General features: G+C 38.3%; 9 protein-coding genes. 6 read left to right on the top strand and 3 right to left on the bottom strand.

Annotation, left to right across the window (positions count from 1 at the left end):
• The first annotated feature begins 157 nt into the window (after positions 1-157).
• Positions 158-1,291, top strand: a complete 1,134-nt coding sequence (locus I6F54_RS14465; RefSeq protein ID WP_197142011.1) for a 1-acyl-sn-glycerol-3-phosphate acyltransferase — start codon at positions 158-160, stop codon at positions 1,289-1,291.
• 105 nt (positions 1,292-1,396) lie between these two features.
• Positions 1,397-1,642, top strand: coding sequence for a DUF1289 domain-containing protein (locus tag I6F54_RS14460; protein WP_007586940.1), 246 nt, complete (start codon positions 1,397-1,399; stop codon positions 1,640-1,642).
• Here I6F54_RS14460 and I6F54_RS14455 read toward each other — a convergent pair.
• Positions 1,639-2,337, bottom strand: a complete 699-nt coding sequence (locus tag I6F54_RS14455) for a substrate-binding periplasmic protein (RefSeq protein ID WP_007586939.1) — start codon at positions 2,335-2,337, stop codon at positions 1,639-1,641. The two genes, I6F54_RS14460 and I6F54_RS14455, sit on opposite strands and share 4 nt — an antisense overlap.
• A gap of 118 nt (positions 2,338-2,455) precedes the next feature.
• Between I6F54_RS14455 and I6F54_RS14450 the strand changes: the two genes are divergently transcribed.
• From I6F54_RS14450 to I6F54_RS14440, 3 genes are read left to right on the top strand one after another with little or no spacing between them, the layout of a single operon-like run.
• The gene (locus tag I6F54_RS14450) at positions 2,456-2,659 is read left to right on the top strand and encodes a DUF3283 family protein (protein WP_002962585.1); all 204 of its coding nucleotides are present in this window, start codon (positions 2,456-2,458) and stop codon (positions 2,657-2,659) included.
• A gap of 14 nt (positions 2,660-2,673) precedes the next feature.
• Positions 2,674-3,075, top strand: a complete 402-nt coding sequence (locus tag I6F54_RS14445) for a GNAT family N-acetyltransferase (protein ID WP_010553303.1) — start codon at positions 2,674-2,676, stop codon at positions 3,073-3,075.
• A gap of 25 nt (positions 3,076-3,100) precedes the next feature.
• Positions 3,101-7,603: an EAL domain-containing protein gene (locus I6F54_RS14440; protein ID WP_197142009.1), complete on the top strand. Its 4,503-nt coding sequence runs from the start codon at positions 3,101-3,103 to the stop codon at positions 7,601-7,603.
• Between the two features lie 16 nt (positions 7,604-7,619).
• On the opposite strand, the gene I6F54_RS14435 is transcribed toward I6F54_RS14440, so the two are convergent.
• Complete coding sequence (locus I6F54_RS14435; protein ID WP_197142007.1) at positions 7,620-8,573, bottom strand: ion transporter; 954 nt, start codon at positions 8,571-8,573, stop codon at positions 7,620-7,622.
• Entirely contained in the window at positions 8,573-11,242 is a 2,670-nt protein-coding gene (locus tag I6F54_RS14430) for a bifunctional acetate--CoA ligase family protein/GNAT family N-acetyltransferase (RefSeq protein ID WP_197142005.1), read from the bottom strand. The genes I6F54_RS14435 and I6F54_RS14430 overlap by 1 nt, the downstream gene beginning before the upstream one ends.
• 114 nt (positions 11,243-11,356) lie before the next feature.
• Here I6F54_RS14430 and I6F54_RS14425 point away from each other — a divergent pair, with 114 nt between their 5' ends.
• Complete coding sequence (locus I6F54_RS14425; RefSeq protein ID WP_024590673.1) at positions 11,357-12,073, top strand: SIMPL domain-containing protein; 717 nt, start codon at positions 11,357-11,359, stop codon at positions 12,071-12,073.
• The last annotated feature ends 3 nt before the right edge of the window (positions 12,074-12,076 follow it).

The raw sequence follows: 12,076 nt of genomic DNA, 5'->3' as shown, positions 1-12,076 counted from the left end.
TCATAGAAGGTAATTAAACTCGGCTTTAAAGCAAGTTGCTAAAAATAAAAATCGTTTTTTTTGGTTATTTCGCATTTTAGATTGGCTGAGTTATAATCGGATATAGACATAAACGGTGCGCTTTGGCGTACCGTTTTTTAACACTGTAGATGTAGTAATGAGTGAATTAGAAGATAAATACGCAGATATACGCCCATACAACGACGACGAAGTTGCGGCGTCGCTTACACGTTTAATTAACGATGATGCGTTTATTGATGTAATAGCAAAGTATAATTTACCGCGCTTTTTATCGGCAGTGCCTTTTATTGCGCGTCCAATGGTAAGAAGTCAGTTACGCAAAAAATGGGGCAAAGTAAGCACCGTTGAAGATGTGCAAAATGAAGTGGCACAATACTTAGATAAACTAGTGAAACGCACCACATCAAAAGTTACCTTTTCTGGGTTAGAACAGTTAGATGCTAACCAGGCCTATTTATTTATTTCAAACCACAGAGACATAGTGCTTGATCCTGCATTAGTTAACTGGGGTTTATACCAACATAAAATGAAAACAGTGCGTATTGCTATTGGCGATAATTTATTGCAAATACCTTACATTACTGAGCTTATGCGTCTAAATAAAAGCTTTATAGTTAAGCGCTCTGCTAAAGCACCAAAAGAGATGTTAAAAGCACTGACTCAATTATCGTCATACATTTACGATTCTGTAATCGGTGGAAATTCTATTTGGATTGCACAAAAAGAAGGGCGTGCAAAAGACGGTTTTGATCAAACTGATCCTGCGCTTTTAAAAATGCTGCAGTTGAACGGACGTAAACAAAAGAAAGAGTTTGGCGATTATATTAAAGAATTAAAAATAGTGCCTGTTTCTATTTCTTATCAATATGAGCCGTGTGCAATTGCTAAAGCTAAAGAGCTTTACCATAAACAACATCACGGTGAATATATTAAATCGGCTGGTGAAGACATTGCGAGTATTGTTGAAGGTTTTAGTACTGCTAAAGGGCACGTGCATTTAGCATTTGGGCAACCAATTGAATCTAAATGTGATAGTGCTGAAGAGCTTGCTAAAACAATTGATAGGCAAATTGTTGATTCGTTTTATTTACACCCAGGCAATTACATCGCTGGTGGTTGTAAAGATGCGGTAATAGACTCTCCTGATACAGTGACATTTGAACAACGTTTAGCCTGTGTACCTGAAGAGTTAAAACCATTAGTGCTAGCTATGTACGCTAAGCCATTTCACCGTAAAACAGAGATAAATACTAATAGCTGTGAACATTAATACTCACAGCTCAATGAAACTAAGCAGCAATTAAATTGCTGCTTTTTTTTTGCTCAAAAATAACGCTATACTAATACCTCCTCTTCAACTGGGCGGTACTTATGCATGCAACAAATTGAAATATTTGATATTCCAAGTCCTTGCAAGAGTATTTGCTTAGTTAATAACAGAGGGTATTGCAAAGGGTGTTATCGTAGTCGGGATGAACGCTTTTCGTGGAATACCTTAACGAACGACCAAAAAAAGAAGGTGCTTAGTTTGTGCCAGCAGCGCTACAAACGTTATCTTCAAAAAAAGCAGCAAAATGCAGTGCCAAGCACACAGGCGCAGCAGCAAGGGTTCGACTTTTAAAAGCTTAATCCATACTTGGCTCTTAGTGCGTACACAGTGCCATTGTTAGTTAAGTTAATTAATGACATTTTAAGCTTTTCTACCAAGTTTTCATTACGCTTATTTAAATAATGATAAAGCGGATAAGTATTCAGCACTTCTTTTACAAAGCAACCTTGAGGTGAAGGTAGCTCATTGTTTTGCATTATAAAATTAATCATTAAAGCTCCCTGTACTTTTTTCTGAGCAAGCAAATTAAGTTGGGTATTCATGCTTTTAACTTTAATAATATTCCCTGCAAACTGTGTGCTTGCTAAATAATGTTCTTGGACAGGGTAGCCATCAACAATTGCGACGCTATCGAGCTGTTCTAAACTGCTAGGTAAACAGTTTTTATATAATACTAAGTCAAACTTAAAGAGCTCATAATCGACCCTAATCAAGTTTTCGTAATTTTCTTCAACGCTTGCATCTCTTCCTAACTGCCCATCAAGTACGCCATTATTTGCAGCTAGCAAAGCATTTTGGTGACTAAAATCGATTATATGTATTTTAAAACCGATATCTGCGTATGCTAACTTTAATAACTCTAAGGCATAATCAGCTTGTGGTGTACTTTGCGGACGATTAAAAGTGAGGTTGTATTGATGACTAAAACAAGAGGCACTAAAAAATAAATTTACCAATAATAACAAGATACTAAAATGTCTATTCATTATCAGTTCCAATTACTACAGAAATAAATAAAATAAGACGCGTATAATAACAAGGAGATTACCTCTTGCCCAGTTTCGGGGTTAATCAAATAATTTTAAAAGCGAATGAGGAAGTATTGTGAGTTTTAATTTATGCCTATTGCCACGTGAAGAAAAATACCAAATTCAGTTAGATTATGAAGCGTCTTTTTGGGCGTATCAAATTAAGCGAAATAAAAAAACGAGAGAGCAAGTTTATAATACAATCCATAGCCGTCCAATGGCTGAACAAATGGTTTTGAAGCAAAAATTTGAGCAATATTTAGCGCTAATGCTTAGCTAAGTGTTGATATAAAAATGTATATAGTTGAATTGCTGGATGGGCTAAAAGTTCCACTCGTTAATAAATTTTATAAAAAACATAATGTAAGAGGACGGGCTAATAAACAAGATAAGGTATGGGTTACTTACTATAATAATGAAATAGTTGCAGCATGTAGGCTGCAAGATAAAACAGAGTTTTTATTTTTATCTACCGTGTTTGTTGCGCTGGAACATCGCGGTAAAGGTGTTGCTAAACAGCTATTATCAACACTCTTAAAGTCGCAAGATAAGATGATTAATACCTTCGCATATAAAAACGTAGTTGATTTATATTGTGCTATTGGTTTTAACCAGGTGTTAACATATACTCTTGCTTTACAAGTACTTTTTGATACTTACAAACATCGAAATATAGTCGCTCTAGAGTACCCATAATAATAAATAATAATATGGAATAAGCATGAGTAAATGCGTTAATGGGATCATTAGTTGCTTTGTAGTTTTAATAACTATCCTAAGTTGCCAAGTAGGCGCACAAGTAAAACGTTTATCTCCAAGCGAAGGCTTATCGCAAAGCTACGTTAATACAATGCTTATCGACACTAATGGTTACCTTTGGCTTTCTACTGAGGCTGGGCTTAATCGTTATGATGGCTATCAAGTTATTCCAATAAACGGCCCTAATGGTGAATTAGAAGAAGCGATCATTGATCGTATTTACCAAGACCCTCAAGGGCACATTTGGATAGCCTCTTTACTTGCAGGCCTATTTAGATACGACCCCGTAACAGATTCATATCAGCAATTTCTAGAAAAACCTACCAGTGAAGAAGAAATTATCAATCAGTCTGTTTTTAGTATGGTGGCAGTTGATAAAAAAACACTTTGGATTGGGCGAGGCCGCGATTTTGCAAAGCTTGATATCGCAACCGGAAAAATCACAACTATTTTTGAGCTGCCTGCTAAATATAAAAATACCCTTGTGAGAAAGCTGTTTGCTTACAATGGTTATATATTTATAGGTACAAGCCATGGCGCATACGTATTTGATATTGCCACAGAGCAAGTTAGACCCCTGCAGCATTTAAAAGGTGAAGCTGAACATATTTACCAAAATAATGTTAAGTCTTTCGCATTAGGTGAAAATAAACAGTTGTTAGTAGGGGCGGTACAAGGCTTATACGAAGTTGATATTAGTAACTTATCAAAAATGTTTGAACGCCCAGATTTACCTTTTAAAAGTAAAGTATTACTAAGCGATTTAAATGTTTGGAGCATAGTAAACGAACACGGAACAATAGATTTAGCTACCGACAAAGGCTTGTTTAAATTTGATTTAAACACCGGGGAGATGATTAAAAACACTCGAATAGCCCAAAGTAAGTACACACTTGCCGATACCAGTATTATTGATATGTCAAAAGATAAATCGGGTGGTACGTGGGTTGCGACTAAAACCGACGGTGCGTTTTACTTATCTCATGACAGCTACCATTTTAATAATGTCGATGGCACTTTGCTCGGGGGGGATGGTTTATCGCATCACTCTATCTGGGGAATTACCGAATATAAAGACAAGCTTTGGCTTGCAACGCATAACGGTATTACCGAGGTTGATTTAAAAACAAATATTGGTAAAGCTTATTTAAAAGATTACAAAGTCGACTTACTCACCACTGAGTTTACCGTATATGAAATAACGCCTTATAAAAATAATTTATGGCTTTATACAAATCGTGGTTTGTTTATTTTTGACCCTGTAACGCATCAAGTTAGTGAACCTAAAGTACATAACCCTGCTAATCAGGAGCTAATTACCGGTAGGGTACATGGCGTTACATTAATGCCAAATGGCGATCTATACTTTGTGCACTCAGATCATGGGGTATTTATATACAATATAGATTCTCAAGTAATAACGCGTTTGGGTGGTCAGTTTGATCAATTTGAACCCTTTTTAGCCCATGGCTTTTTACCTGCGCTGAGCAATAAACCAGATTCACCATTATTTTTTAATGCCGGTATTTTATACCAAGTAAACCCAAGTGATTTAGCACTTAAAATGATTTATAAAGTGCCAAAACAGCATGAAAACGTAGCCATTAGTGTGCTTTCTTACTTAATTGATAACAACAATATATTGTGGATATCACTTTCTAATTTCGGCTTAATAGGCCTTGACGCATCTACTTATCAATTAGTCCATACAATTGATTTAGAGAGGAATAAATTAGGCACTCTGCTATACGATATGGTGCTAGATGATGATGGCATGATCTGGATGAGTAGCCATAAAGGTATTTGGCGATTAAACCCAGAAACACTTCATTTTCAGCAGTTTTCTACATCTGAAGGGCTACTCTCTGCTGAGTTTAATAGTAACGCAATGGCACAGCTTAAAGATGGCCATATTGCGTATGGTAGCTTAAAAGGCTTTACCTACTTTCATCCAATGGAGAACCAAAATTATCAATCGCTTATTGATCACGTAAATATTACGCGAGTAGATTTAATGTCACGAGATTTATCGCTTGATTTAAAACAACCGCTCAACGAGGTTGTGTTAAACCATGATGATATAGGGCTTGAAGTTGCATTTTCGGCCATGGCATTTAGTAATCAAGAACGCATCATTTATGAGTATCAACTCGATAACGGACAAAAAAGTTATACCCGAAATAACAACCGTGTATTGTTTCCAAAATTGAATCCAGGTAATTATCAATTAAAAGTTTGGGCTAAAGACCCCCTGACTGGCGAATATACCTCGCCTGCTATTTTAAAAATAAAAGTAAAGTATCCGCTTTGGCGTGCACCTTATTTTATGGTGCTTTACGGCATGCTGTTTATTGGCTTTGTTGCTATGTGGGTTATGCGCCGTAATAAAATTCAGCGTATTTTATTGGCAGCAAATAAAGAAAGTAAAGAAAGCGAAGCCCGTCTAAAGCTAGCGCTTGAAGGTAGCGAATCGGGTGTTTGGGATTGGGAATCAAGCAATCCAAGTATTTACCAACCTCGCTTAGCGAGTGAGTTAGGCTACGAAAATGAAACCGTGAGCCTAGATGAATATTTATCTAAAATTCATCCGCAAGACAAACAGCTATTTCGCTTAGAGTGGCTTGAGTTTTTATCTACCGATAAAGGTTACTTTAATTGTACCTACCGCCTGCGCCATGCAAAAGGCTATTGGCGCTGGTATAAGGATTTTGGAAAAGTCGTTGAATGGGATGATAAAACGCCACAAAAAGTAGCGGGTACCTACACAAATATGACCCGTGAGATGGTGTTTGAAGAACACGCTTTACTATTTACGGCAGCATTTGAGCAAACACGTGATTGGGTGTTTATCCTCGATAAAAATTTAAATATTCGGGCTTCTAATAAATCACTGCAAACCGCCTTTAACTTCTCTGCTGAGTCGTTATCTAGTCGAGCATTAAATTTAGGTATATCGCGCAGCAATCGTTTTGATTATTTACGCATAATGCAAAAGCTATCTATTGGAGAGCATTTTTCGTGTGAAGACAGTGTAGTTTTAGCAAGTGGTGAGTCGCGTCATGTACTTGTGAAAATAAGTGCAGTGGCGGATAACGAACAGCGCCTTAATAGCTATGTCATTATTTTAACCGATATAAATGCACAAAAATCAGCCGAAAACGAGCTGCACTTATTGGCCAACTACGATGCCTTAACAGGGTTGCCAAATCGTACATTATTTAATGACCGCGTTGAACACGCCCTTGAGCAAGCAAAATTTCACGAATGTAAAGTCGCTTTATTACATATAAATATCAAGCGTTTTAAATACTTTAATGACTCTTTGGGGCATGCAGTTGCTGATGAGCTAATTAAAGAAGTTGCTGAGCGTTTAAAATGCTCCTTGCGTCCGTCTGATAGTGTTGCTCGATTTGGTGGCGATGAATTTGTAGTGCTGGTGGAAGATATTCAGCAAATCGAACAAGTACTCATTATATGCACTAAGTTGATGGATTGTGTGAATCAAAATATTACGATTAATGGCCAAGTTGTAAACGTTAATTTAAGTATTGGTGTGTCTATATCACCAGATGATGCACAGCAAGGCTCTGCGCTTTTAAAAGCTGCGAGCATAGCGTTATATCATGCAAAAGACTCTTTAGAGGGCCGTTATCAGTTTTATAAGCAAGAGATGAATCAGCATGTTCAAAGAGCGTTGCATCTTGAGTCTCAGCTAACTAAAGCGTATCAAGAAGAAGAATTTTGTAATTACTACCAGCCTATCATTAACGCTGAAAGTCAAAAAACAGAAGGCTTTGAAGTACTGCTGCGTTGGCCTGAAAATAAGCTTGTGCAAACTCAAGAGTTTTCGGTGGCAGCAGAAGGTATAGGCCTAATTACAAAAATTATGCTGCAGACTTTTGCGCGCGCTTTATTAGAGCTAAAAGAGTGGCGAAAAGCCTCACCTAGCCTGTATTTATCTATTAATTTATCGGCTCTTGATTTTGAGTTTAAAGATCTTGTTCCTGAAATTAAAAAAGCGTTAAGTAATTCAGGAGTGTCGTCTGAGGCAATTGTTTTTGAAATAACCGAATCAATATTAATGCGTGATTCAAAAGAAGCGCTACACAGCATGGAACAACTTAAAAAGTTGGGCTGTAGATTGTACATGGATGATTTTGGTACGGGTTACGCATCGCTTACTTATTTAAAGCGTTTTCCTATTGATGTATTAAAAATAGATAGAAGCTTTGTACAAGACATAGGCATAGATTCTGACGATGAAGCTATTATTCAATCAATACTCGCGCTTGCAGATAGTTTAGGTAAAGAATGTGTAGCTGAAGGCGTAGAAAGCTCGCACCAACTCGCCTTTTTAAAGGCGCGAGGATGCATGCATTTTCAAGGGTACTTATTTAGTAAACCGGTACCTAATACCGAAGTACTACCGCTTATTAATCGCAATTGGAGTGATATATTTAATTAATAATAGCAGTACTTATTTAAGGCCTTTTACCGCAGTGCCTGCAAAACAAATGGCTATTATGCTCATTCAACTGCGTTTTAATGGCCTTATTAGCTTCTAGTTTACTCAAGCCTAATTTATAGCGTAGTTCTTCTAGGTGTTCTTGTTGAGTATTATTAAGGGTGCTATCTTGAATTTGTTCATGTACGGCATCTTCAAAAAATTGGCGGCGTTTACGTATTTGTTCTGAAAAACTAGACGCCAGTAAACCGGTAGGTATTGCAACCATTCCCATGCTCAGTAGTGTAATAACCCCGCCGAAAAACTTACCCAATGGCGTTATAGGTACTACATCGCCATAACCAACGGTTGTTAGTGTTGCCATTGCCCACCACATAGCCGCAGGAATAGAGCCAAATTTATCGGGTTGTATGTCGTGCTCAATTAAGTAAATTCCGCATGAAGCTAAAATAAGCACGACGGCCATAATAAAAAAAGCAGCCATTAATGAACTACCTTCATCGTTAAAGGCTTTTAAAAGTAGCTGCATGGCGCGTGAGTAGCGAGTGAGTTTAAATACCCTTAATAGCCGGAGCACGCGTAAAAAACGTAAATCGAGAGGAAATAAAAACATCATTAAGCTTGGTAAAATCGCAATTAAATCAACAATTGCCAAAGGGGAGAAAAAATAGCTAAGCCGACGTTTGGTATGAGACCCTTCCATTGCTGCATATTGTGTTTTATCTACGCAAGCCCAAAGTCTGGCTAAGTACTCAATAGCAAAAATAGCGACCGAGACAATTTCTAAAACTAAGAATTCGTTGTAATACTGCTCTGCCACACTTGGAATTGATTCAATAACAATAGCTACAACGTTAATCATTATTAAGCTAATGAGTGCAATATCAAGAATATGTCCTGCTCGATGGTACTGGCCTGTGCCTTCAAACAGGCAAGCCATTTTTTGTCTTAAAGTGTGTGGTTCATTCATTATTTAAGTTTAAGTACCATATTAATACTGCCTTCTTCAAAGTCGCGACTAATTTTAAAACCTAACTTACGGGCAAGCTCAATCATCCCTGTATTCTCTGGTAAGGTTATGCCTTCAATCGATTCCACACCTTGGCGTTTACAGTGGTTAATTGCTGCACTCATTAGTATGCGACCAAGCCCTAAACCTTGGCAATCTGAGCGTACTACAATGGCAAACTCAGCATGCAGGTTATCGGGGTCCATAATGACGCGAGACACACCTAATGTGCGAGTTTTACCTTCAAAGCGTTGGCAAACAATAAACGCCATTTCACGGTCGTAATCAATTTGCGTCATTTTCGCGAGTTGATCGTGGTTAAATTGTGGTAGTTCGCCAAAAAAGCGTTTATATCTGTCTTCTTTATTAAGTGACTCGTCAAATGCTTTATGAGCTTGTTCATCTTCTGGCTTTATTGGTCTGAGCGTAGCTTGGGTGTTGTTTTTAAGTGTTACCACTTCAACAAGTTCAATAGGGTAGGGACGAATAGATAAGCGCTTACGATTGCTCTGAGCTTGATAACGGCTAAGTGTCATGGTGGCATCGAGCACTAAAAACTGTCCATTACTGGCAAGTATAGGATTAAGTTCCATTGAGCTTATGTCAGGTTGATCAATAACTAACTGAGAAATACGCGTTAGCAGTGCACACAAACGATACTTATCAACTTTTTCGGGTAATATGCGCTCCTTTAATACGCCTTTATCGTGCGCTGCGGCAATTAAATACTTTGCTAAGTTCATATTTAGTGGAGGCAGAGCAACGGCGGCTTGCGCATATTCAAGGCCGGTGCCTGCTTCACCTAATAATATAACAGGACCAAAATTAGGCTCGGTTTTAATCGCAATTCGCAGCTCATTTGCGCCTGCTCGCGGCGCCATTTTTTGTAATGAAAACCCTTCAATAACAGCATCCGGATAAGTGTTTTTAATACGGATAAGCATTGCAAAAGCAGTTTGTTCAACCTCGTTCGCGTCGTTTAAGTTAAGCACCACACCACCTACTTCAGACTTTGAAGCAATACTTGGGCTAATAAGTTTTAACGCGACCGGAAAACCAAGTTCTATGGCTTGCTCTCTGGCTTCTGTTGGGGTGTAAGCCACCTCAGTTTGAATGCATGTAATACCATAGTGATTTAATACTTGGCTTGCCTGATGGGTAGGTAAGTAGCTTTGTCCGTCATCTAAAAACTCATTAATAAGCGCTTTAGCTGCTACTTTATTTATTTTTGCGTCATCTGTATTCGACTCAGGTGTTTGCGTTAAATGCTTTTGGTTACGGCGATACGTTACCAAGTGCATAAACGCGCCAACAGCACCCTCTGGTGTTCTATAAGTTGGTATTGCGTTGTTTGAGCACACTTTTCTGGCGGCGTAAGATGCGTCTTCACCCATAAAATTAGTTATAACGTAAGGGCGTGCCATTTTGGGTAATGTTTGTAAGGTTTCTACAATAATGTTGGCATAGTCTTCGCTGGGCGCAAGCGCTGAGGGGGTATGGATAATCAGTAAGTTTTTAACTTCTTTTGCGTGCAGTAAAATTTCTAATGCTTGCTTATAACGCGCTGGTGCTGAATCGCCAAAAATATCCACAGGGTTTGAGGTGGTTTCTGATTGCGGAATTACTTTATTTAGCGAATTTCGGGTTTCAATGCTTAGTTCTGCTAATTTACCGGAGCTTTGAATTAGCTCATCAACGGCCATAACACCCGGGCCGCCACCATTAGTTAAAATTGTTAGTTGCTCTACTTTTAATAATTTTGGATGCATGGCGAGTGTTTGTGTCGCTGCAAATAGCTCTCGTAAATCATTTACGCGCAGCATACCCGCTCGTTGAAATAACGCATCGTAAACAGCATCAGAGCTTTGCTTTCCGCCGGTGTGAATTTCGGCTGCAAGTGCGCCTGCACTTGTTTTACCTGTTTTAATTGCAATTACAGGTTTACTAAAGGCCGCAGCTCTTGCTGCTGATATAAAGCCACGAATATCTTCAATGTTGTCAATGTAAAGTAAAATAGCTTTGGTTTTAGCATCACGACCTAAAAAGTCGAGTAGTTCATTAAAGTTTATATCAAGGCAATCACCTACCGATACAAAATATGAAAATCCAATTTCTTTGTTTTTAGCCCAATCTAAAATGGTTGAGCATACTGCTGCTGATTGCGATACAAATGCAATTTTACCTGGGCTTGCTACTGTATGTGAAAAGCTCGCATTTAAACCAATATGAGGGATCAGCAAGCCCAAACAATTGGGTCCAAGCAAAGTAACCTGTTTGGCTTGAGCGCATGCTTTAAGCGCGCTTTTTTGCTCCCCAGAAAGCCCATCTGCAATAACAATAGCCGTTTTACAGCCAAGCTCTCCAAGCTGCTCAATAATATCAATTAAGGTATTTTTGTTAGTACAAATAACAGCAAGGTCGGGTACTTTTGGTAAGTCAGCAATAGAGGGGTAAGCAAGTACGCCATGTACTGCGCTATGGCTTGGAGTAACGGGCATTATCGGCCCTTTAAAACCGCCTTGAAGTAAGTTGCGCATAACCACAAAACCAGCACGAGTTGATATATTAGAGGCACCAATAACGGCCACTGAGCTTGGGTTAAAAAACTGGGTAATGCGCTTAAGGCTCATGGTTTTTCCTAGGCTGATTAAATTTTGCGTTATTTATAGTCTCAATGTACCCTGTTTACTGTGTTATTTCGAGCGTCTAGATGCTTATTATTGATATCAATCAAGGAGATTATTGTGAATAAAACCCCCGGTTTTTACATTGTTATAGCGGCTATTTGTTTAAGTATAGGCTTAATTAGCTTAGGGTTTATTTTAAAGAGCACAGCTCTCAGTGTAAAAGAGATGGAACGTACTGTGCAGGTTAAGGGATTGGCCGAGCGAGAAGTTATAGCCGATACGGTAATTTGGCCTCTGCAATTTAGTGATGCCGACAATAATCTTGAAAAATTAGTCAGCCGAGTTGAGAAAAAAAATGATGCTGTAACTGCTTTTTTAAAACTGCATGGTTTTGACGACGATGAAATAACAATAGGCAGCCAGTCAGTTATTGATAAGCAAGCACGTGAATACAGTAATGAAAATCAGCAATTTAGGTACATAGTGCGTTCAAATATTATTGTTTATTCTGATGCGCCAGATAAAGTGCAAAACGCGCTGAGCAAAGTGAGCCAACTTGCTAAACAAGATATCGCAATAGTGCAGGACAGCTACGAAACAAAAGTTGAATATATTTTTACTGGCCTCAATGATGTAAAACCTGCGATGGTGCAAGAAGCAACTGAAAAAGCGCGTGAAGTCGCTAATAAATTTGCTAAAGACTCTAATTCAAAATTAGGCAAAATAAAAACAGCTCGCCAAGGGCAATTTAGTATCAGTAATCGAGATTCAAACACACCGCAAATAAAAAATATAAGAGTGGTAACCAGTGTTGAATATTATTTAAATGACTAGGGC

Source organism: Pseudoalteromonas sp. SWXJZ10B (genome assembly GCF_015864475.1).
Taxonomy (GTDB): Bacteria; Pseudomonadota; Gammaproteobacteria; order Enterobacterales; family Alteromonadaceae; genus Pseudoalteromonas; species Pseudoalteromonas arctica.
The sequence above is the reverse complement of the archived record's forward strand: the minus strand, read 5'-3'. Positions and strand labels throughout refer to the sequence as shown.

What these genes read in the sequence shown, in the direction of transcription:
- I6F54_RS14445 (WP_010553303.1), top strand. Translation starts at nt 2,674, where the DNA reads ATGTATATAGTTGAATTGCTGGATGGGCTAAAAGTTCCACTCGTTAAT.
- I6F54_RS14435 (WP_197142007.1), bottom strand. Translation starts at nt 8,573, where the DNA reads ATGAATGAACCACACACTTTAAGACAAAAAATGGCTTGCCTGTTTGAA.
- I6F54_RS14465 (WP_197142011.1), top strand. Translation starts at nt 158, where the DNA reads ATGAGTGAATTAGAAGATAAATACGCAGATATACGCCCATACAACGAC.
- I6F54_RS14460 (WP_007586940.1), top strand. Translation starts at nt 1,397, where the DNA reads ATGCAACAAATTGAAATATTTGATATTCCAAGTCCTTGCAAGAGTATT.
- I6F54_RS14430 (WP_197142005.1), bottom strand. Translation starts at nt 11,242, where the DNA reads ATGAGCCTTAAGCGCATTACCCAGTTTTTTAACCCAAGCTCAGTGGCC.
- I6F54_RS14440 (WP_197142009.1), top strand. Translation starts at nt 3,101, where the DNA reads ATGAGTAAATGCGTTAATGGGATCATTAGTTGCTTTGTAGTTTTAATA.
- I6F54_RS14455 (WP_007586939.1), bottom strand. Translation starts at nt 2,337, where the DNA reads ATGAATAGACATTTTAGTATCTTGTTATTATTGGTAAATTTATTTTTT.